Below are 21,058 nucleotides of genomic sequence, written 5' to 3'. Positions count from 1 at the left end.
CCACGCCCTCCGTCAGAAGAAGCCCAGCGCCTTGGGGCTGTAGCTCACCAGCAGGTTCTTGGTCTGCTGGTAGTGGTCGAGCATCATCTTGTGCGTCTCGCGCCCGATGCCCGACTGCTTGTAGCCACCGAAGGCCGCATGCGCCGGGTACAGGTGGTAGCAGTTGGTCCACACACGGCCAGCCTTGATGCCCCGGCCCATGCGGAAGGCGCGGTTGCCGTCACGGCTCCACACGCCGGCGCCCAAGCCGTACAGCGTGTCGTTGGCCATGTGCAGCGCCTCGGCCTCATCCTTGAAGGTGGTCATGGACACCACCGGCCCGAAGATCTCTTCCTGGAAAATGCGCATGCGGTTGTGGCCCTGGAAGATGGTCGCCTGGATGTAGTAGCCATCGCCCAGCTCGCCGGGCAGGCTGGCGCGGCCGCCGCCCGTCAGGCAGATGGCGCCTTCCTGCTTGCCGATGTCCAGGTAGGACAGGATCTTCTCGACCTGCTCGCTGGAGGCCTGCGCGCCGATCATGGTGTCCGTGTCCAGCGGGTGGCCCTGCTTGATGGCCTGCACGCGCTTGACCACGCGCTCCATGAACTTGTCGGCGATGGACTCCTGCACCAGCGCGCGGCTCGGGCAGGTGCACACCTCGCCCTGGTTCAGCGCGAACAGTGCGAAGCCTTCCAGTGCCTTGTCGAAGAACTCGTCGTCCTGCGCGGCCACGTCGTCGAAGAAGATGTTGGGGCTCTTGCCGCCCAGCTCCAGCGTCACCGGGATCAGGTTCTGGCTGGCGTACTGCATGATCAGCCGGCCGGTCGTCGTCTCGCCCGTGAAGGCGATCTTGGCGATGCGCTTGCTGGACGCCAGCGGCTTGCCCGCCTCCAGCCCGAAGCCGTTGACGATGTTGAGCACGCCCGGCGGCAGGATGTCGGCGATCAGCTCGGCCAGCACCAGGATGCCCACGGGCGTCTGCTCGGCGGGCTTGAGCACCACGCAGTTGCCGGCGGCCAGCGCGGGGGCCAGCTTCCAGGCGGCCATCAGGATCGGGAAGTTCCACGGGATGATCTGGCCGACCACGCCCAGCGGCTCGTGGAAGTGGTAGGCCACGGTGTCGCCGTCGATCTCGCCCAGCGAGCCCTCCTGCGAACGCACGCAGGCCGCGAAGTAGCGGAAGTGGTCGATGGCCAGCGGGATGTCGGCGGCCAGCGTCTCGCGCACGGGCTTGCCGTTGTCCCAGGTCTCGGCCACGGCCAGCTTTTCCAGGTTGGCCTCCAGGCGGTCGGCGATCTTGTTGAGCAGGCCGGCGCGCTGGGCCACGGGCGTGCGGCCCCAGGCATCGGCGGCGGCGTGGGCAGCGTCCAGCGCCAGGTTGATGTCCTCCTCGGTCGAGCGGGCCACCTGGCAGAAGACCTGGCCCGTCACCGGCGTGACGTTGTCGAAGTACTGCCCTTTGACAGGCTTCACCCACTGGCCGTTGATGAAGTTGTCGTACTGCTTCTTGAACGTGATCAACGAACCGTCGGATCCGGGGTTGGCGTAGCGCATGTGAGGTCTCCTGTTGGGTGAACCGTGAGGGTTGAGACACCGGCGACATGCCGGGCCTGCCAACCCCTTAGCGCACTGCGCGTGCCATCTGGGGTTTGCCCCGTCTTGCGTCCTGATTTCCTGGAATCTCCCAGAGGACACAGCGGGTACCGGGGTCTTTCACGCTGCTGTGCCTGGGCTGCGTCAAATAATGACGCTGTACCGTTCTGACACAGGGGCAACCCGCGTGTGACACCCCTGAGGCGGACGCATACTGGCGTCCGATTTGCTGAGACACCTCCATGCAATTGACGACCCAAGCGTCCGCTGACCGCCTGATCGAAGCCCGCCGCCACCTGCTGGAAAGCGGCGAGGTTCCCCCCGGGCTGCTGCGTGACGACCTGGCGCGCTCCTGGCTGCGCAGCCACCAGGCGGGGCTCTCGCCCACGGACGCGCTGGCCGCCTCCCCCGTCAGCAACGCCAGCCAATTGCGCCAGGCGCAAAGCGTGGAAAGCGACTTCCTGGCGCACGCCCGTCCGGTGATGGAGTTCGTGTTCGACCAGATGCGCGATTCGGGCAGCATGGTCGTGCTGGCCGACGCGCGCGGCCTGCTGCTGCACAGCCTGGGCGATGCCGACTTCCTGGAGCGCGCCGACCGCGTCGCCCTGCGCCCCGGCGCCATGTGGCTGGAAGAGCAGCGCGGTACCAACGCCATCGGCACCACCCTGGCCGAAGGCAAGCCCGTGGTCGTTCAGGGCGCCGAGCACTACCTGGAGCGCAACAGCTTCCTGACCTGCGCCGCCGCGCCCGTGCTGGCCCCCGATGGCCGCCTGCGCGGCGTGCTGGACATCTCCGGTGACCAGCGCAACCACCACCCGCACACCTTCGCCCTGGTGCGCTCGGCCGCCCGCATGATCGAGGACCGGCTCTTCCACGCCCGCCATCCGCAGGATCTGCTGCTGCGCCTGCACACCCGCGCCGAAGGCCTGGGCTTCGTCGGCGAAGGCCTGGTGGCCCTGAGCGAGGACGGCTGGATCATGGGCGCCAACGCCATCGCCCAGCAGTGGCTGGGCCTGACCGCCTCGCAGATCGGCGCCACCACCCTGGACCGCGTGCTCGGCCCCCACGCCCTGCGCCTGCAGAGCCTGCCTGCCACCGGCATCCCCACCCGCGTGGTGACCATGCAGGGCCAGAGCCTGTTCGTGCGCGACGAGCCCGAGCGCCGCCGCCGCGTGTGGGCCACAGCCAACCCGACCAAGGCCCGCCCGGCGCCCGCCACGGTGCAAGCGCCTCTGGCCCCCCGCGCGCCCCGCCCCCGTGGCACGCATGACGACCCCCGCATCCTGCTGGCCATGCAGCGATCGCTGAAGGTGCAGGCCCAGGGCATCGCCGTGCTGCTGCAGGGCGAATCCGGCACCGGCAAGGAAGTGTTCGCGCGCACCCTGCACGCCGACGGCGACCGCTCCAACGGCCCCTTCGTGGCCGTGAACTGCGCCGCCCTGCCCGAATCCCTGATCGAGGCCGAACTGTTCGGCTACGTGGGCGGGGCCTTCACCGGCGCACGCCGCGAAGGCTCGCCCGGCCGCATCCGGCAGGCCGATGGCGGCACCCTGTTCCTGGACGAGATCGGCGACATGCCCCTGGCCCTGCAGGCCCGCCTGCTGCGCGTGCTGCAAGACCGGGAGGTGGTGCCCGTAGGCGGCACCACGCCCGTGCCGGTGGATTTTGTGCTGGTCTGCGCCACGCACCATCAACTGCGTGAATCCGTGACCCGTCACGAGTTCCGCGAAGACCTCTACTGGCGCATCAACGGCCTCACCGTGCAACTGCCCCCGCTGCGCGAACGCGGCGACCTGGTCGAGCTGATCGACGACATGCTGCACGGCCTGGCCCACGACATGAAACGCGCCCAGGCGCCCAGCATGGCCGACGAGGTGGTGCAGGCCCTGAGCCAGCACCCCTGGCCCGGCAACCTGCGCCAGTTGCACGCCGCGCTGCGCACCGCCTGCGCCCTGCTCGGCCCGCATGACGAAGAGCTTGACTGGGAGCACTTCAGCGAAGACCTCTGGGACGACGTGTTCTCCAAGGCCTACCGCGAAGAGCCCGAGCTGGTCACCGTGCTCAGCGGCTACGGCGCCGAGGCCGCCCCGGTCGATCCGGCCCCGCAGGAGGGGGAAACCAACCTCAAGCGCCTGTCCAGCCGCGCCATCGAGCAGGCCATCCGTGCCGCGGGCGGCAACATGTCGGACGCGGCGCGCCGCCTGGGCATCAGCCGCAACACCCTGTACCGGCGCCTCAAGCAGATCAAGGGCGGCGAGGCGGCTTGACCGCGCCACGGGGGAGGCGGTATCCGCCCCCAAGGGGCTGTGGGCCGCCCGGGGCGCGGTAGCATTGCACCCCATGAGCACCACCGCCACCAACGTCGACCCCCAGGAACTGGCCAAATTCAGCGAATTGGCCCATCGCTGGTGGGACCCCGAGAGCGAATTCCGCCCCCTGCACCAGATCAACCCCCTGCGCCTGGACTGGATCGACCAGCTCGCCAACATCAAGGGCAAGCGCGTGGTGGACGTGGGCTGCGGCGGCGGCATCCTGGCCGAATCCATGGCCCGCAAGGGCGCCGACGTGCTGGGCATCGACCTGGCCGACAAGCCCCTGAAGGTGGCCCAGTTGCACGCCATGGAAGGCGGCGTGGTCAACCTGGCCTACCGTTCCGTGGCCGCCGAGGCGCTGGCCGCCGAGCAGCCCGGCCAGTTCGACGTGGTCACCTGCATGGAGATGCTGGAGCACGTGCCCGATCCCTCGTCCATCGTGCGGGCCTGCACGCAGATGGTGAAACCCGGCGGCTGGGTGTTCTTCTCGACCATCAACCGCAACCCCAAGAGCTTCCTGTTCGCCATCGTGGGTGCGGAATACATCCTCAAGCTGCTGCCCAAGGGCACGCATGAATTCGCCCGCTTCATCCAGCCGGCCGAACTGGCACGCTGGGCCCGCGAAGCGGGTCTGTCGACCCAGCAGATGAAGGGCATGGAGTACAACCCGATCACCCAGCGCTACTGGCTGTCGGGCGACACCAGCGTGAACTACCTGGTGGCCTGCCGCAAGCCGGCCTGAATCCCGACGACATGACTGCTTCCATCAACTGGGCGAAACTGCCCCGCGCCGTGCTGTTCGATCTGGATGGCACGCTGGCCGATACCGCTGGCGACCTGGCCGGTGCGCTGAACACCCTGCGCGTGCAGCGTGGTCTGGAACCACTGCCGGTCGAGCAACTGCGCCCGCATGCCTCCGCGGGTGCCCGTGGTCTGATCGGCGCGGGCCTGGACATCCATCCGGGCGCGGAGGAATACGAGCCGCTGCGCATCGCCTTTCTGGAGGCGTATGCGGCCGGGCTGGCCCATACCACGCGGCTGTTCGATGGCATGCCGGAGTTGCTGGCGGCACTGGAAGGCCGTGGGCTGCTGTGGGGCGTGATCACCAACAAGGTCCACCGCTTCACGATCCCGGTGATGGATGGGCTGGGGCTGACGCAGCGTGCGGCGGTGATCATCAGTGGCGATACCACCGAGCATCCGAAGCCGCATCCGCTGCCCTTGCTGACGGCGTGCGAGCGGATCGGGATCTCGCCTGAAGAGGCAATGTACGTGGGGGATGATTTGCGGGACATCCAGGCTGCGCAGGCTGCGGGGATGCCGAGCGTGGCGGCGGCCTGGGGGTATCTGGGTGAGGCTGTTGGGATCGAGGATTGGGGGGCTGATGTGATCAGCCAGAAGCCGCTGGATCTGCTGGCGCTCTTGCCGGCCTGGGGTTGAGGTTGCGGGTTGCGGGTTGCGGGTTGCGGGTCGAGTTGAGCGCTTTGGCGTAGCAACCCGGCGCGGGAACTGAGCCAGCCTCCGTCCGGGCTTCATTCGGGTGGTCCCGCCTTCGGCAGGACTTCCCTGCGATGCTCGCGACGAGGTGGGGCCGCAGAACTCGCTACGTGGCTTCGCCACTGCGCTCAAACAGCTGCGGCCAGTCAGTTCACGAAGCGCGCTGCGCGCGCCCACCTCGCCGCTGCGCTTCTCGGCACCCTCAAGGCGCCCGGCCAGAGGCCAGCTCAGCCCTTTTCCGCGCCGCTCGTGGCGTGCGACGAGTGGTGCATGCGCACATTGGACGCGCTTGCGGCCCCACAGGGGAGGCTCGCAAGGCTTTTTGCTCGGGCACCCGAGCAGAAAGCTCGGCCGTTCGCCCGTTTTGCTCGGCGCGCAAGCATGCAGGGCCTTGCGCGCAAAGCTCAGGGCTCGGATCGCCGAGCGTCGAGCCTTGCGTGCAAGCCTTTTTGGTGCATGAGATCGCTGAAAAAGCCTTGCGCGCCGAGTTCGGAGCCTTGCACGCAAAGCACCTGAACGTTGCGCACGAACCTTTTGACCTTGCGACCAGAACTCGACGCTTGGGGCGCAAGGCTTTTTGCTTTGCGCGCCGAGCAATAAAGCTCGGCATCCCTGCCTTGCGCTGCGCATGCGGCTCATCACGCACCGAATACCGCAGGCGGGTCTCCGCCTGCCACCAGCGGGGCGAAACAGGGATGTGGGAATGGCTGGCGGGGCGCCTTGTTGGCGCCGAGCAGCGCAGTAGCGAGGTGGGCATGCGCGGAGCGCATGCTTCGTGAACTGACTGGCCGCATCTGTTTGAACGCAGCGGCCTTCGGCCGCGGAGTGAGTTATGCGGCCCCACCTCGCCGCGAGCAGCGCAGGGGAGTCACGCTTTTGGCGTGACCGCCAACAAAGAAGCCCGGCCAGCCGCCCTCAAGCGTTGTCCGGCCCAATCACCGCATGCAGCGTCACCTGCTCGCCCCCTTCACGATCCCGAGTCCGCAGCCACCAAACCGCGCCCTTCTTGATCGTCACAGGCTGCGTGGTATCGGCGACTTCCAGCAGCCGAGCCAAAGCCAACCCCAAGGTCGGATTGTGCCCAACGACAAGCACCGCCTCCCGGCTGCGAGGAAACCGCGCCGCCGCCAGCAGATCGTCCACCCCATGCGATGGCGACAAGGTATCCACCGTCTTGAACGCCCGCCCCAGTGCATGCACCGTCTGCTGCGCCCGCACCGCAGGGCTCGCCAGCACCCGCGTCGAATCCGTCAGGTGCTTGTTCAGCCAGGCCGCCACACGCACCGCCTGCCGCTCCCCCTTCGGGCTCAGGGGCCGCAACAGATCCGCCTCCGGGTCGTCGAGAGGATCGCCCGCGTGGGCATGTCGCCAGATGATCAAGTCCATGTGCGAGCCCCCTTCCCCACGTGCGGCGCCGGCCCGGCTCAGGAATCGGCGCGGTAGCGGTCCATCAGGGCCTGCTGGGCGCTGTGCCCATCCTGGCCCAGGCGTTCATAACGGCCATCGCTCAACTGTTGCCAGGCATCGCGCCCGTCCATCAGGTAAGGCACCAGGCACTCGTCGATCACGCGCTGGCGCAGCTTGGCATCGTGCACCGGCCACGCGATCTCGATGCGCCGCGTCATGTTGCGGTTCATCCAGTCGGCGCTCGACAGGTAGAGCGATTCGTCGTCCTTGCCCCGGCCCCAGCGGGTGTAGATCACGCGCGTGTGCTCCAGCATGCGCCCCACCACCGAGCGCACGCGGATGCGGTCGGTGATGCCGGCCAGGCCCGGCGGCAGCATGCAGGCGCCACGCACGATCAGGTCGATGCGGGCGCCGGCCTGGCCGGCTTCGATCAGGGCCCGGATCATGGGCTCGTCCGTCAGCGCGTTCACCTTCACCACGATGCGCGCCGGCTGTTTGGCCAGGGCAGCCTCCGTCACGCGCTGGATCTCGCGCAGCATGCGCCGGTGCAGGTTGAACGGCGCCAGCAGCAACTGGTGCGGCACCTTGGGCTGGTTCAGGCTGGCCAGGTGCTGGAAGATCATGTCGATGTCGGCCGTGATCTCCGGGCTGGCCGTCAACCAGCCCAGGTCGGTGTAGAGCTTGGCCGTCTTGGGGTTGTAGTTGCCGGTGGACAGGTGGGCATAACGGCGCAGGCGCGTGCCTTCGCGGCGCGTCACCAGCATCATCTTGGCGTGGGTCTTCAAACCCACCACACCGTACACCACCTGCGCGCCCAGCGCCTCCAGGCGCTCGGCCCAGTTGATGTTGGCCTCTTCGTCGAAGCGGGCCTTGAGCTCCACCACGGCCAGCACTTCCTTGCCACGGCGCACCGCCTCCAGCAGCAGCTCCATCAGCACGGACTCACTGCCAGTTCGGTAGATCGTCTGCTTGATGGCCAGCACGTCCGGGTCATAGACCGCCTCGCGCAGGAAGCCCACCACCGCATCGAACGATTCGAAGGGATGGTGCAGCATCACGTCGCCATCCTGCAGGCTGTCCAGGATGTCCAGGCGCGGCAGGTCGTCAGGCCAGCTAGGCACATAGGGCGCGAAGTGCAACCCTTCGGAATCGGCCTGGTCGATCAGCTGCGTCAGGCGCCCCAGGTTCACCGGGCCGTGCACCTTGTACAAGGCATCCGGCGCCAGGTTGAACTGCTCCAGCAGGAAGTTCGACAGTTCGATCGGGCAGGAATCGACCACCTCCATGCGGATGGCCTGGCCGAACTGGCGCGTGCTCATCTTCGAGCGCAGCGCCTTGCGCAGGTCGGTCACGTCGTCCTCGTCGACTTCGATGTCCGAATCGCGCGTGAGGCGAAACTGTGAGAAGGCCTCGATCTCGCGGCCCGGGAACAGCTCGGTCAGGTGCGCCCGCACCACGCTGGACAACAGCACGAAGGCCTGCCGCCCGCCAGAAACATTCGCAGGCAGCTTGATCACGCGCGGCAGCACGCGCGGGATGCGCACGATGGCGATGGCGTTGTCACGCCCGAAGGCATCCTTGCCGGCCAGCTTGACGATGAAGTTCAGCGTCTTGTTGGCCACCTGCGGGAAGGGGTGCGACGGATCCAGCCCGATGGGCGTGAGCAGCGGCTGCACCTGCTTGCGGAAGAACCGTGCCACCCAGTCGCGCTGAGCCTCGTCGCGGTCGGCGTGGTTCAGGATGACGACGCCGGCCTCGCACAGTTGCGGCAGCAGCTTGTTGTTGAAGACCTGGTACTGCTCCTGCACCAGCTCGTGGGCCTCGGCAGAGATGTCGGCCAGATACTGCGGGGTGACGCCGGTGCCGCGCAGCTTGGAGGCTTCCAGCAGGTCGGCATAGCGCACCTCGAAGAACTCGTCCATGTTGGACGAGACGATGCACACATAGCGCAGGCGTTCGAGCAGCGGCACGTCGGCGCGCTGGGCCTGGGCCAGCACCCGGCGGTTGAACTCGAGCACGGCCCGCTCACGGCTGAGCAGGGCCACATGGGCCGGATCGACCAGCACAGGCGCCTGGACGACGCCCCCCGTGGGCACGGCCGCGCTGATGGCGCCCTCGACCGTTGCGTCCCTGTCACCTGAGCCCTGAATTTCAACCGGATCGTTGTTCACCGAATCACCACTTCCCAACCAGACAAACTGCCTTCAGGAGTTTGACACCTGGTCATGACATTTCCATGACAACATGATGACATCATACCCCGCTGAACGGCTCATGGCGTGGCGAGCTGCCCCGGAAAAGCCGGGCATCCCGCCAACATCTGGCGCCATTTGCGGGGATCAGTGCGCAGCCTCCCAGTTCGCACCGCTTCCGACCTCGGCCAGCAGGGGCACGCGCAGCTCGGCCACCGAGGCCATCAGACGGGGCAGTTCCACCTTCACCCAGTCCAGCTCGTCATCCGGCACCTCCAGCACCAGTTCATCGTGCACCTGCATGATCATGCGGCTGCGCTTGCCCTGTCCGACCAGCGCCTGTTCCACGGCCACCATGGCCAGCTTGATCAGGTCGGCGGCCGTGCCCTGCATCGGCGCGTTGATGGCCGCGCGCTCGGCACCCGCCCGGCTGGGGCCGTTGGGGCTGTTGATCTCGGGCAGCCACAGGCGACGGCCGAACACGGTCTCGACATAGCCCTGGGCCTTGGCCTGGGCGCGCGTGTCGTCCATGTAGCGCTTGACGCCGGCGAAACGCTGGAAGTAGCGGTCGATGTAGTTGGCCGCCGCCGCGCGCTCAATGCCCAGGTTCTTGGCCAGACCGTGGGCGCTCATGCCGTAGATCAGCCCGAAGTTGATGACCTTGGCATAGCGGCGCTGCTCGCTGGAGACCTCGCCCACCGGCACGCCGAACACTTCACTCGCGGTGGCGCGGTGCACGTCCACGCCCTCGGCGAAAGCGCGCAGCAGGCTCTCGTCCTGCGAGATGTGGGCCATGATGCGCAGCTCGATCTGCGAGTAGTCGGCCGACACGATGCAGTGGCCCGGCGGCGCGATGAAGGCTTCGCGGATGCGGCGCCCCTCAGCCGTGCGCACCGGGATGTTCTGCAGGTTGGGGTCGTTGCTCGACAAGCGGCCCGTCACCGCCACGGCCTGTGCGTAGTTGGTGTGCACGCGGCCCGTGCTCGGGTTGATCATCAAAGGCAGCTTGTCCGTGTAGGTGGACTTGAGCTTGGCCAGGCTGCGGTACTCCAGGATGCGGGCGGGCAGCGGGTAATCCTCGGCCAGCTTTTCCAGCACCTCTTCGTTGGTCGACGGCGCACCCGTGGCCGTCTTCTTGACCACCGGCAGGCCTTGCTTCACGAACAGGATCTCGCCCAACTGCTTGGGCGAGCCGAGGTTGAAGGGCTGGCCCGCCAGCGCGTAGGTCTCCTGTTCCAGCGCGACGATGCGCTGGGCCAGTTCCTGGCTCTGCTGGCGCAGCAAGTCCGCGTTGATCAGCACGCCGTTGCGCTCGATGCGCTGCAGCACGCCCGCCACCGGCATCTCCATGCGCTGGTAGACATCGAGCAGGCCCGCATCGGCCTGCACCTGCGGCCACAGCACGCGGTGCACGTGCAGGGTCAGGTCGCTGTCTTCACACGCATATTGCGAGGCACGCTCGACCGCCACCTGCGAGAACGGGATCTGCTTGGCGCCCTTGCCGGCCACGTCTTCATAGCTCAAGCCATGGCGACCCAGATGGCGCTGGGCCAGGCTTTCCAGGCCGTGCGGCTTGTGGGCTTCTACCACATAGCTCTGCAGCATGGTGTCGTGCACGTAGCCGCGCACGGTGATGCCGTGGTTGGCCAGCACGTGTGTGTCGTACTTGATGTGCTGGCCCAGCTTGGGCTTGACAGCATCCTCGAACCATGGCTTGAGGCGTGCGAGCACCTCGTCGATGGGCAATTGCTCGGGCACGTCCGGGCCATCGTGGCGCAGCGGGATGTAGGCGCCATTGCCCACATCGGTCGACAGGCTGATGCCCACGATGCGCGCCACCATGCCGTCCAGCGAATCGGTCTCGGTGTCCAGCGAGGTGATCTCGGCGGTGTTGATCCGCTCCAGCCAGCGGTCGAAATCGGCCCAGGTCAGGATGGTGTCGTAGCGGGTGTCCATCGCGGCAGCGGCCACGGTGCCCGCATCGGCTGGGGCAGCGGCATCGCCATCCAGGCCGCCCTCCACATCTCCGAACATGTCACCCGTCGACTGGTCAAGGGCCGGCTTGGCCGCCTTGCTGGCTTTCGTCGGCGCAGCGCCCGTGTCACCCGCCCCCGCCGGTGCACCACCACCCAGCAAGCGTTCGACCTCGACCTTCGCGGTGCGAAAACCATAGCGTGTGTAGAAATCGAGCAGGCCGGGCAAGTCCGGCGCCTTCATGGCCAGCACATCAAGCCCGGGCCAGTCGGACACATGGCCGCTGAGATCGCAATCGAGCTTGACGGTGATGAGCCGGCGGCCCTGCGGCAACCAGTCCAGGGCCTTGCGCAGGTTCTCGCCCGCCACGCCCTTGATGCTGTTCGCCGCGGCGACCACGCCGTCGAGCGAGCCATGCTCGGTGATCCACTTCACCGCGGTCTTCGGCCCCACCTTCTCGACCCCAGGCACGTTGTCCACGGTGTCGCCGATCAAGGTCAGGTAATCGATGATGCGCTCGGGCGGCACGCCGAACTTGGTCAGCACACCCGCCTCGTCGAGCACCTCGGGCGGCTTGGCCATGGTGTTGATCAGCGAGACACTGGGGTTGACCAACTGGGCCATGTCCTTGTCGCCGGTGGAAATGACCACGCGGTGCCCCGACTCGACGGCCACGCGTGCCAAGGTCCCGATGGCGTCATCGGCTTCGATGCCCGGCACCTCGAGCACGGGCCAGCCCAGCAGCTTGACGACTTCGTGGATGGGCCCGATCTGGCTGCGCAGATCGTCCGGCATGGACGGCCGGTGCGCCTTGTACTCGGGGTACCACTCGTCACGGAAGGTCGGCCCCTTGGCGTCGAACACGCAGACCGCGTGCGCGGCGGGGATGTGCTCGCGGATCCAGCCCAGCATGTTGACCATGCCGTGCAGGGCCCCCGTGGGCACATTGTTCGGGCCACGCAGGTCGGGCATGGCGTGGAAGGCGCGGTACAGGTAGCTGGAGCCATCGACCAGCAGCAGAATCGGTCGAGGAGAATCGGAAGCGAAAGTATTCATCGACTGGATTGTGCGCTTTTCGATTCGTTGGATCGCAAAAAAGACAAAAGGGCAGCCGAAGCTGCCCAGACTCGTCTGACAAGGTACCGGGGTCAGAACTCGCCGGAAATCCCCGCAGTGATCACGTAGTGCGTGCGATCAGGGTTGAGGAGAACATCGACCGCCGTCACAAGCCTGATGTACGGCGACACGAGTGCCGACGCGCCAACGCCAGCGTAAGGGAAAATGCGCTCCCTCGTGGTGCCAACCCTGGAGCCATTGTCCAGCAGGATGTCGCTCTTGGTCTGCGAGTAGGCCAGGCCCACACGCAGATGATTCGTCATGAAGGAAAACAGCTCCGTCTCGAGGTTCACGCCCAGGCCCAGGGCATAAGTCTTGTCTTCCTGGTTGCGGATGCCTCGAGTCACCTCGGTGCTGCTCACCACGGTCCGGTAGGTCGGTGTGGAGGGATTGCCCGGCGCCCAGGTGCGGTCTTGCTTGCCGAGATAGAAATAGGAAATTTCGGTCGCCAGGTTCGGCGTCATCCGATACCCGCCGAACAGCTTCACGGCATCCCGGCCTGCTTCGCAGTTGGTCGCGCCATCGCAACCAGAACGGACCTGCAGACCATAGGCAATCCCGCCGTAGACGTTCACAGCACGCGACGGGCCCGAACTCTGGGCATGAGCATGGGTGGCAACCATCGCCGCCCCCACGGTGGCGAGAGCGACACAGGCCACACGCGTGGCACGAGACAGGATGCTGGACGTCTGGTATTTCATGGTGTTGGATGGCTGCCGGGATTCAAAACACGCTGACACATTGAACATGTGCCATCAAGCCGAGAAGTCTGCCACAGCGAAACCTACAATCACATCCTCGGACGCCCGCATCTGCTGAGGGTTTACGCTCAAATCATGGCCGTTTTCACTGAAGTCAATCACGAACAAGCCCAAGGGCTGCTCACCCGCCTGAACCTGGGCACGCTGCAATCACTGCAGGGTGCCACCTCGGGCATCGAGAACACCAACTACTTTGTCTCCACGGACCAAGGTGACTTCGTGCTCACGCTGTTCGAGCGCCTGAGCGCCGAGCAGTTGCCCTTCTATCTGAACCTGATGCGGCACCTGGCCGAGCGCGGCATTCCCGTGCCGGACCCGCAGCCCGATGCTCAGGGCGAGATCCTCCATCACCTCAACGGCAAACCGGCCTCCGTGGTGACGCGTCTGCGGGGCCGCAACCAACTGGCCCCCGGGATCGGGGATTGCCAACAAGTGGGCGCGATGCTGGCCCGCATGCATCTGGCCGGGCAGGACTACGCCACGCAGCAACCCAACCTGCGCGGCCTGCCCTGGTGGACCGACACCGTGCCGGTGGTCACGCCCTACATGAGTGCCGCCCAACAGGCCCTGATCACCGACGAGCTGGCGTTCCAGCAGTCGCTGGCGCAACGCCCGGGTTTCCAGGCCCTGCCCAAGGGCGCCATCCATGCCGACCTGTTCCGCGACAACGTCATGTTCGACGGCGCCCAGCTCACGGGCTTCTTCGACTTCTACTTCGCGGGCTGGGACACCTTCCTGTTCGACATCGCCGTGTGCCTCAACGACTGGTGCATCGACCTGGCCACGGGCCAGCTCGACCACGCCCGTGCGCAGGCCTTCGTGGCCGCCTACGATCAGAAGCGCCCCTTGAGCGACGACGAGGTGAGCCTGCTGCCCGATGTGCTGCGCGGCGCCGCCCTGCGCTTCTGGACCTCGCGGCTGTGGGACTTCCATCTGCCGCGCGATGCCGCCATGCTCAAGCCGCATGACCCGACGCACTTCGAGCGCGTGCTCACACAGCGCCGCGATCACCCCTGGCACTACCAACGCGAAGGGGTGGCCCGCGCATGAAGCTCCGTGTCGTACCCGCATCCCAGGGCCTGCAATGGGTCAAGAACGGCATCGCCGTGTGTGCCCGCCAGCCCTGGGGTTTTCTGAGCCTGCTGGGCCTGGTCGTCACCAGCACGATCCTGCTGTCGGCCCTGCCGCTGATCGGCGCGGTGCTCATCGTCGGCGTCATGCCCATGATCTGGATGGCGTTCATGCTGGCCTCGCGGCGGGTGCTCTCCGACAAGCGCATCACGCCCTTGCTGATCGGAGAGCTGCTCAAGACCTCTGAAGCCCGCAAGCGCTGGCTCAATCTGGGCAGCATCTACGCGGGCGCCTTGTTCCTGGTGGTGGCGCTGGGCCTGATCCTGGGCCCGGGGCCCTCGGCCTTCGTCGAAGCGCTGAATAAAACAAAGCCGACCGAAAGCCCGCTGGACAACGCCGTGGTGCTCAAGAGCATGCTGGTGTGGGCCGCGCTGGCCCTGCCGGTGTCCCTGGTGTTCTGGCACACGCCGGCCCTGGTGTACTGGGGGCGCGTGCCGGTGGGCAAGGCCTTGTTCTTCAGTGCTGTCGCCAGCTGGCGCAACCTGTCGGCCTTCGCGGTGTATGGCGGCTGCTGGGTGGCCTTGCAGGTGGCCGTGGGCGCGGTGATCCAGGTGCTCACGCTGGTGATCCCCTCGCCCACGCTGATGACGGTGACAGCCGTGATGGCCAGCATGTGGGTGCTGTCGGCGTTCTATGCCTCGCTGTACTTCTCGGTGGTCGATTGCTTCGAGAGCCGCGGCACCGCCACCGAGGAAGACGACAAGGACGCGCTGCCCGCTGACGAGCCGGCTGCGCGGGACGACCTGCCGGAGTGAGCCGCGTGAGCAGGCCTGCGCGCCCGCGACCGCTTACTCCGTCAGGCGCTTGACGCCTTGCAACTGGCAGGCGTAGATGGCGTTGCGCAAGGCCGCGATGGCCTCGTAGCGCGTGAAGCTGCGGCGCCAGGCCAGCACCACGCGGCGCGAGGGCACGGGCTCCTCAAAGGGCACGTAGACCAGGTGCGGATTGGGCTCGGCAGGCACGCTCAGTTGCGGCACCACCGTCACGCCCATGCCCGAGGCCACCATGTGCTTGATGGTCTCCAGCGAGGAGCCTTCGAAGCTTTTGCGAATGCCCTCGGCGTTGCTGGAAAAGCGCGCGTACTCGGGGCACACCTCCAGCACGTGGTCGCGGAAGCAGTGGCCCGTGCCCAGCAGCAGCATGGTCTCCTGCTTGAGCTCTTCGGCACTGATCTGTTCGCGCTGGGCCAACGGGTGCGTGCGCGGCAGCGCCACCACGAATGGCTCTTCGTACAGCGGTGCCATGGCCAGGCCGGCGTCGGTGAAGGGCTCGGCCAAGATGGCGCAATCGAGCTCGCCCGCGCGCAGCATTTCCAGCAGGCGCGCGGTGAAGTTCTCCTGCAGCATCAGCGGCATCTGCGGCACCTGGTCGATGGCGTTGCGCACCAGTTCAGGCAACAGGTAGGGGCCGATGGTGTAGATCACGCCCAGGCGCAGCGGGCCGGCGAGTGGATCCTTGCCGCGCTTGGCGATTTCCTTGATCGAGTGGGCCTGCTCCAGCACGGCCTGGGCCTGGCGCACGATCTCTTCGCCCAGGGGCGTGACGGTGATCTCGTTGCTGCCGCGCTCGAAGAGCTTCACGTCCAGCTCGTCTTCGAGCTTCTTGACCGCCACGGACAACGTGGGCTGCGAGACGAAGCAGGCTTCGGCGGCACGGCCGAAGTGCTTTTCACGCGCGACGGCCACGATGTAACGGAGTTCGGTCAGGGTCATGGCGTGATCTTACGACGGCGGGAGCCGGGTCAGGCTTTCAGGTATTCGGCCTTGCCGCCCAGCCAGCGACGCACGTGCTCTTGCGCGGCGTTGGGATGGCGCTTGAGCAGCACCTCGGCCGCCTCGCCGGCCTGGTGCACCAGTTCTTCGTCCTGACCGAAATCGGCGAAGCGCAGGAAGGCCGCCCCCGACTGGCGCGAGCCCATGAACTCGCCAGGGCCGCGGATCTCCAGGTCACGCCGGGCGATCTCGAAGCCGTCGGTGGTTTCGGCCATGGCCTTCAGGCGGGACTTGCCCTGGTCGGACAGCGGCGCGCTGTAGAGCAGCACGCACACGCTGGCCACGGAGCCACGCCCCACCCGGCCGCGCAACTGGTGCAACTGGCTCAGGCCGAAGCGTTCGGCGTGCTCGATCACCATCAGGCTGGCGTTGGGCACGTCCACGCCCACTTCGATCACGGTGGTGGCGACCAGCACCTTCAACTCGCCTTCGGAGAACTTCGCCATCACCTCGGCTTTTTCAGCGGCAGGCAGGCGGCCGTGCAGCAGGCCCACGCCGTGGCCGACCAGGGCGGCGCTCAGCTCTTCGTGCGTTTGCGTGACGTTGCTCAAATCCAAGGGAGGCCGGCTTTGTGTCTGGCGGCCAGCGCGTGTGTCAGCGGCCTCATCGGACTCTTCCGTCTCGTCGATCAGCGGGCAGACCCAGTAGACCTGCCGGCCGCGCTCGACCTCCTCGCGGATGCGCTCGATCACTTCCTCACGGCGGCCATCGCCGAACACACGGGTGACGATGGGCGTGCGACCGGGCGGCAGCTCGTCGATGGTGCTCACGTCCAGATCGGCCAGGTAGGTCATGGCCAAGGTGCGGGGGATGGGCGTGGCGCTCATCATCAAAAGGTGCGGCTCCAGGGCCTGGTCTTCCAGCTTGCGGCGCAACTGCAGGCGCTGGGCCACGCCGAAGCGATGCTGCTCGTCGATCAGGGCCAGTCCCAGCTTGGCGAACTCCACCTGGTCCTGGATCACGGCGTGCGTACCCACCACCAACTGGGCCTGCCCGCTCGCCACCAGGGCCAGTTGCTCGCGCTTGGCCTTGCTCTTGAGGCTGCCCGTCAACCAGGCCACGGTGATGCCCAGCGGCTCCAGCCAGGCCACCAGCTTGCGCAGGTGCTGCTCAGCCAGGATCTCGGTGGGCGCCATCAACGCGCACTGCCAGCCGGCATCGATGGCCACGGCGGCGGCCAGCGCGGCGACCACGGTTTTGCCCGATCCGACATCGCCCTGCAACAGGCGGTGCATGGGCATGGGCCTGGCGATGTCGGCGGCGATCTCTTCGGTGACGCGCTGCTGGGCCCCAGTGAGCTTGAAGGGCAACACGGCCAGCAGGCGCTCGTGCAGGCCGCCGGCCTGGCCGATCAGGGCGGGCGCCTTGAGGTGCGCGCGCTCCATGCGGGCCTGGCGCTGCGACACCTGCTGCGCCACCAGTTCCTCGAACTTCAGGCGCATCCAGGCGGGGTGGCTGTGGTCTTCCAGCGTGACGGTGGACACCTCGGGGCTGGGATGGTGCAGAAAGCGCAGAGCCTCGCGCAGGCTGGGCCAGCCAGGCGGGATCAACTCAGGTGGCAGCACCTCGAACAGCGGCGCGCGTGACAGCCCGGCGGCCACGGCCTTGCGCAGGTAGGCCTGGGGCAGGCCCGCCGCAGTTGGGTAGACCGGGGTGAGCGAGCCGGCCAGGGGCGTGTCCTCCTGCACCACCTTCACGGTGGGGTGCACCATCTCGCGGCCGAAGAAACCATGCCGCGCCTCTCCGCGCACGCGCAGGCGCACACCGGGCGCCCAGGCCTTCTGCTGCGAGGCGTAGAAGTTGATGAAGCGCAGCATCAGCACCGTGCCGTGGTCATCCAACTTCACGATGAGCTGGCGGCGCTGGCGCAGGTCCACCCGGCATTCGCGCACGATGCCCTCGACCTGGGCCGTGTCGCCGTCGCGCAGGTCCATCACGCGGCTCAGGCGGGTTTCGTCCTCGTAGCGCAGCGGCAGGTGCAGGGCCAGGTCGATGTCGCGCTCCAAGCCCAGCTTGAGCATGGCCTTGGCAGGGGCAGACAGCGTGGAGGGGCTCTTGTCGGGCACGCGGGTGGCACGGAAATCGAGGTGATCCGGGCATTGTGCCCCGTCAGGCCGGGCGCTTTCCGCGATGCGGGGCCTGCACACCCCTCGGGGCGTGCCCGATGAGCGACAATAACGGTTTCGCGCTGATGCGCCTGTGATGGCGCCCACGCATCGTTCTTCAGCCGCTTACTCAATCGGTATCGGCATTGGCACGGGGCCCGTCCGCCCCTCAATCCGCATGACTTCTCCTGCCCCGCGCACCTTCACCCTCGGCGATTTCGATTTTGACCTGCCCGAGGCGCTGATCGCCCAGACACCCGCCGCCGAGCGCACCGCCTCGCGTCTGCTCGACGGTCTGGGCAACACCCCGACCGACCGCATCTTCAAGGACCTGCCCTCGCTGCTGCGTGCGGGCGACCTGCTGGTCTTCAACAACACCCGTGTGATCAAGGCCCGCCTGTTCGGCGCCAAAGCCACGGGCGGCGCGGTCGAAGCGCTGGTCGAGCGCATCCTGCCTGGCAACGAGGTGCTGGCCCATCTGCGCGCCAGCAAGTCGCCCAAGCCCGGCGCCACCGTGCGCTTCGCCGATGCTTTCGACGCCGAGGTGATCGGCCGTAGCGGCCCGGATGGCGGCCTGTTCCACCTGCGCTTCCCGTCCGACCCGCTGCCGCTGCTGGACGCCCACGGCCACGTGCCACTGCCGCCCTACATCACGCACGAAGACACGGCCGAAGACGAGCGCCGCTACCAGACCGTGTTCGCGCAGAAGCCCGGTGCCGTGGCCGCGCCCACCGCCGCCCTGCACTTCGACGAGCAGCTTCTGCAAGCACTGGCCGACAAGGGCATCCAGCGCGCCGAGGTGACCCTGCACGTGGGCGCCGGCACCTTCCAGCCCGTGCGCACCGAGAACCTGGCCGAGCACAAAATGCACAGCGAGTGGTTCGAAGTGCCCGAGGCCACGGCCCAGGCCATCGAGCGCACACGCGCCGCGGGCGGGCGCATCGTCTCGGTGGGCACGACCACCTTGCGCGCCCTGGAGTCTGCCGCGCTGAACGCGCCCGCTGGCCAGATCCTGCAGGCCGGCAGCCGCGACACCGACATCTTCATCACCCCCGGCTTCGACCTCAAGGTGGTGGACGTGCTGATCACCAACTTCCACCTGCCCAAGAGCACGCTGATGATGCTGGTGAGCGCCCTGGCCGGCTACGAGCACATCCATGCCCTGTACCGCCACGCCATCGAGCAGCGCTACCGATTCTTCAGCTATGGCGATGCCATGCTGATCCAGCGCGAAAGCGCACGCCGCTGAACCAGCACACGCCACCGCCCTGCCCGACCGCCGCCCGAGGCACCGCTCCAGACTTCTCCGAGAGACCCGCCATGCTCAATTTCGAACTGCTCAAGACCGAAGGCAACGCCCGCCGAGGCCGCCTCACGCTGAACCACGGCGTGGTCGAGACCCCCATCTTCATGCCCGTGGGCACCTACGGCACCGTCAAGGGCGTGATGCCGCGCTCGCTGGAAGAGATGGGCGCGCAGATCATCCTGGGCAACACCTTCCACCTGTGGATGCGCCCGGGGCTGGACGTGATGCAGCAGTTCGGCGGCCTGCACAAGTTCGAGGCCTGGCACAAGCCCATCCTGACGGATTCGGGCGGCTTCCAGGTGTGGTCGCTGGGCGAGATGCGCAAGATCAGCGAGGAAGGCGTGCGCTTCGCGTCGCCGGTCAACGGCGACAAGCTGTTCCTCACGCCCGAGATCAGCATGCAGATCCAGACCGTGCTGAACTCGGACATCGTCATGCAGTTCGACGAGTGCACGCCCTACTGGAAGGGCGACAAGTCGCTGGGCCACATCACCACCGAGAAGGAAGCACGCGCCTCGATGGAGCTGAGCCTGCGCTGGGCCAAGCGCTGCATCGCTGAGTTCACCAAGCTGCAAAACCCCAACGCGCTGTTCGGCATCGTACAGGGCGGCATGTTCGAAAACCTGCGTGAAGAGTCCCTGGCCGGCCTGGTCGACCTGGACTTGCCCGGCTACGCCATCGGTGGCGTGAGCGTGGGCGAGCCCAAGGACGAGATGATGCGCGTGATGGACTTCATCTCGCCGAAGCTGCCGACGAACAAGCCACGCTATCTGATGGGCGTGGGCACGCCGGAAGATCTGGTGGCCGGCGTGGCCGCAGGCGTGGACATGTTCGACTGCGTGATGCCCACCCGCAACGCGCGCAATGGTCATCTGTTCACCCGCTTCGGTGACCTGCGCCTGCGCAACGCCCGCAACAAGTCGGACGAGCGCCCCATCGACGAGACCTGCAGCTGCTACACCTGCGGCAACTTCAGCCGCGCCTACCTGCACCACCTGGACCGCTGCGGCGAGATGCTCGGCCCCATGCTGACCACAGTGCACAACCTGCACTACTACCTGAACCTGATGACCGACGTGCGCCAGTCGCTGGACGAAGGCCGCTTCGCCGAGTTCCAAACGCAGTTCGCCGCCGACCGGGCCCGGGGCGTCTGAGGCGCGGGGCCTGGGTGATCAGGCCCCCGGCGTGATCACCAGAACTCCCAGGCCCCCATGATCACCACCCACACGCCCAGCACGCCATTGGTCACGGCATGGGCCACGATGGGCGCCCACAGCTTGCCCGTGCGGCGGTACAGCCAGGCATAGGCCAGACCGGCCAGGATGGCCGCGAACCACAGCGTGTGCACCAGCATGAACACGAAGGTGGACAGCACGATGGCCTTGAGCGTGACCGCCTTGGGATCGACGCTCTCGAATTCCGGCTTATCGACCCAGCGCATCAGGAAGGAGCGCCAGAACAGCTCCTCCATCACCGGCACCAGCAGGGCCGCGCCGATCAGGCGCACGACAATCAATGGCCAGATCAGATCGCCATTGGCATCCACCGGCGTGAAGCTCACCTTGTCTTCGACGCCCATCATCAACCAGGGGTGATCCAGGTTGACCCACAGCGCCCAGACCACCACCCCGACAGCCACGGACAGCCCCAACTCCGGCAGGCTCAGCCAGGTGCCCTTGTGCAGTTCCGTGTACTTGCGCCAGAAGAAGGCCAGCGAGGCCCCCACCACCAGCACCGTGATGCCATAGACCCAGCGCGGATCAATGGGTGATGTGCCATCGATGGGCAGCGCACCCCGCAGCATCAGCAGGGCCATGAACAGGACGAAAGGCAGACAGCGCGCCAACGCGGCAGGGGTGATGAAGCGTTCCATGGCCCGCTTTCTACCATGCACCCGATGACACCCTGTGCGC

Annotated in this window: 15 protein-coding genes; 7 read left to right on the top strand and 8 right to left on the bottom strand. The window is 67.0% G+C overall.

Annotated features, from left to right (window positions below):
* Positions 1 to 12 precede the first annotated feature (12 nt).
* Positions 13 to 1,533, bottom strand: a complete 1,521-nt coding sequence (gene adh / locus WAQ08_RS17915; protein ID WP_422193465.1) for an aldehyde dehydrogenase — start codon at positions 1,531 to 1,533, stop codon at positions 13 to 15.
* 281 nt (positions 1,534 to 1,814) lie between these two features.
* On the opposite strand from adh, the gene WAQ08_RS17910 reads away from it, so the two are divergent.
* The 3 genes from WAQ08_RS17910 (at position 1,815) to WAQ08_RS17900 (ending at position 5,324) form a co-directional block, all read left to right on the top strand.
* Positions 1,815 to 3,839: a sigma-54-dependent Fis family transcriptional regulator gene (locus WAQ08_RS17910; protein WP_422193463.1), complete on the top strand. Its 2,025-nt coding sequence runs from the start codon at positions 1,815 to 1,817 to the stop codon at positions 3,837 to 3,839.
* 73 nt (positions 3,840 to 3,912) lie between these two features.
* Positions 3,913 to 4,626 (top strand): bifunctional 2-polyprenyl-6-hydroxyphenol methylase/3-demethylubiquinol 3-O-methyltransferase UbiG, encoded by a 714-nt coding sequence (gene ubiG / locus WAQ08_RS17905; protein WP_422193461.1) that lies wholly within the window; start codon positions 3,913 to 3,915, stop codon positions 4,624 to 4,626.
* Between the two features lie 11 nt (positions 4,627 to 4,637).
* Positions 4,638 to 5,324 (top strand): HAD family hydrolase, encoded by a 687-nt coding sequence (locus tag WAQ08_RS17900; protein WP_422193459.1) that lies wholly within the window; start codon positions 4,638 to 4,640, stop codon positions 5,322 to 5,324.
* A 972-nt stretch (positions 5,325 to 6,296) separates the two neighbouring features.
* On the opposite strand, the gene WAQ08_RS17895 is transcribed toward WAQ08_RS17900, so the two are convergent.
* From WAQ08_RS17895 to WAQ08_RS17880, 4 genes are all read right to left on the bottom strand, one after another.
* Positions 6,297 to 6,767: a SixA phosphatase family protein gene (locus WAQ08_RS17895; RefSeq protein WP_422193457.1), complete on the bottom strand. Its 471-nt coding sequence runs from the start codon at positions 6,765 to 6,767 to the stop codon at positions 6,297 to 6,299.
* A gap of 38 nt (positions 6,768 to 6,805) precedes the next feature.
* A complete protein-coding gene (gene ppk1 / locus WAQ08_RS17890; RefSeq protein WP_422193548.1) occupies positions 6,806 to 8,884 on the bottom strand; it encodes a polyphosphate kinase 1 in 2,079 nt (692 codons plus the stop codon).
* A 243-nt stretch (positions 8,885 to 9,127) separates the two neighbouring features.
* Positions 9,128 to 12,010: a DNA polymerase I gene (polA, locus tag WAQ08_RS17885; protein WP_422193456.1), complete on the bottom strand. Its 2,883-nt coding sequence runs from the start codon at positions 12,008 to 12,010 to the stop codon at positions 9,128 to 9,130.
* Between the two features lie 92 nt (positions 12,011 to 12,102).
* Positions 12,103 to 12,771, bottom strand: a complete 669-nt coding sequence (locus WAQ08_RS17880; RefSeq protein WP_422193454.1) for a hypothetical protein — start codon at positions 12,769 to 12,771, stop codon at positions 12,103 to 12,105.
* Between the two features lie 135 nt (positions 12,772 to 12,906).
* On the opposite strand from WAQ08_RS17880, the gene WAQ08_RS17875 reads away from it, so the two are divergent.
* On the top strand, positions 12,907 to 13,881 hold the full coding sequence (locus WAQ08_RS17875) for a homoserine kinase (protein WP_422193452.1): 975 nt from the start codon (positions 12,907 to 12,909) through the stop codon (positions 13,879 to 13,881).
* A complete protein-coding gene (locus WAQ08_RS17870; RefSeq protein WP_422193450.1) occupies positions 13,878 to 14,717 on the top strand; it encodes a BPSS1780 family membrane protein in 840 nt (279 codons plus the stop codon). Before WAQ08_RS17875 ends, WAQ08_RS17870 begins: the two co-directional genes overlap by 4 nt.
* A gap of 33 nt (positions 14,718 to 14,750) precedes the next feature.
* Here the strand turns inward: WAQ08_RS17870 and WAQ08_RS17865 are convergent, their stop codons facing one another.
* Together WAQ08_RS17865 and recG are read right to left on the bottom strand one after the other, a co-directional pair.
* On the bottom strand, positions 14,751 to 15,674 hold the full coding sequence (locus WAQ08_RS17865; protein WP_422193448.1) for a hydrogen peroxide-inducible genes activator: 924 nt from the start codon (positions 15,672 to 15,674) through the stop codon (positions 14,751 to 14,753).
* Positions 15,675 to 15,703: 29 nt separating this feature from the next.
* Positions 15,704 to 17,755 carry an ATP-dependent DNA helicase RecG gene (recG, locus tag WAQ08_RS17860; RefSeq protein ID WP_422193546.1) on the bottom strand — a complete coding sequence of 684 codons (2,052 nt, stop codon included), beginning with the start codon at positions 17,753 to 17,755 and terminating at the stop codon, positions 15,704 to 15,706.
* A 262-nt stretch (positions 17,756 to 18,017) separates the two neighbouring features.
* Between recG and queA the strand changes: the two genes are divergently transcribed.
* A complete protein-coding gene (queA, locus tag WAQ08_RS17855; RefSeq protein ID WP_422193447.1) occupies positions 18,018 to 19,088 on the top strand; it encodes a tRNA preQ1(34) S-adenosylmethionine ribosyltransferase-isomerase QueA in 1,071 nt (356 codons plus the stop codon).
* Between the two features lie 71 nt (positions 19,089 to 19,159).
* Positions 19,160 to 20,299 (top strand): tRNA guanosine(34) transglycosylase Tgt, encoded by a 1,140-nt coding sequence (gene tgt / locus WAQ08_RS17850; protein ID WP_422193445.1) that lies wholly within the window; start codon positions 19,160 to 19,162, stop codon positions 20,297 to 20,299.
* Positions 20,300 to 20,334: 35 nt separating this feature from the next.
* On the opposite strand, the gene WAQ08_RS17845 is transcribed toward tgt, so the two are convergent.
* Positions 20,335 to 21,018, bottom strand: coding sequence for a CAAX prenyl protease-related protein (locus WAQ08_RS17845; protein WP_422193443.1), 684 nt, complete (start codon positions 21,016 to 21,018; stop codon positions 20,335 to 20,337).
* Positions 21,019 to 21,058: the final 40 nt, after the last annotated feature.

Origin of the sequence: Aquabacterium sp., assembly GCF_049274795.1 — a bacterium.
GTDB lineage: Bacteria > Pseudomonadota > Gammaproteobacteria > Burkholderiales > Burkholderiaceae_C > Aquabacterium.
The sequence above is the reverse complement of the archived record's forward strand: the minus strand, read 5'-3'. Positions and strand labels throughout refer to the sequence as shown.

Bases quoted from the DNA above. Each gene is read 5' to 3' on its own strand.
- ubiG (WP_422193461.1), top strand. From the start codon at position 3,913: ATGAGCACCACCGCCACCAACGTCGACCCCCAGGAACTGGCCAAATTC.
- recG (WP_422193546.1), bottom strand. From the start codon at position 17,755: ATGCTCAAGCTGGGCTTGGAGCGCGACATCGACCTGGCCCTGCACCTG.
- WAQ08_RS17895 (WP_422193457.1), bottom strand. From the start codon at position 6,767: ATGGACTTGATCATCTGGCGACATGCCCACGCGGGCGATCCTCTCGAC.
- WAQ08_RS17910 (WP_422193463.1), top strand. From the start codon at position 1,815: ATGCAATTGACGACCCAAGCGTCCGCTGACCGCCTGATCGAAGCCCGC.
- WAQ08_RS17900 (WP_422193459.1), top strand. From the start codon at position 4,638: ATGACTGCTTCCATCAACTGGGCGAAACTGCCCCGCGCCGTGCTGTTC.
- WAQ08_RS17875 (WP_422193452.1), top strand. From the start codon at position 12,907: ATGGCCGTTTTCACTGAAGTCAATCACGAACAAGCCCAAGGGCTGCTC.
- polA (WP_422193456.1), bottom strand. From the start codon at position 12,010: ATGAATACTTTCGCTTCCGATTCTCCTCGACCGATTCTGCTGCTGGTC.
- WAQ08_RS17870 (WP_422193450.1), top strand. From the start codon at position 13,878: ATGAAGCTCCGTGTCGTACCCGCATCCCAGGGCCTGCAATGGGTCAAG.
- queA (WP_422193447.1), top strand. From the start codon at position 18,018: ATGACTTCTCCTGCCCCGCGCACCTTCACCCTCGGCGATTTCGATTTT.
- adh (WP_422193465.1), bottom strand. From the start codon at position 1,533: ATGCGCTACGCCAACCCCGGATCCGACGGTTCGTTGATCACGTTCAAG.
- WAQ08_RS17865 (WP_422193448.1), bottom strand. From the start codon at position 15,674: ATGACCCTGACCGAACTCCGTTACATCGTGGCCGTCGCGCGTGAAAAG.
- WAQ08_RS17845 (WP_422193443.1), bottom strand. From the start codon at position 21,018: ATGGAACGCTTCATCACCCCTGCCGCGTTGGCGCGCTGTCTGCCTTTC.
- WAQ08_RS17880 (WP_422193454.1), bottom strand. From the start codon at position 12,771: ATGAAATACCAGACGTCCAGCATCCTGTCTCGTGCCACGCGTGTGGCC.
- tgt (WP_422193445.1), top strand. From the start codon at position 19,160: ATGCTCAATTTCGAACTGCTCAAGACCGAAGGCAACGCCCGCCGAGGC.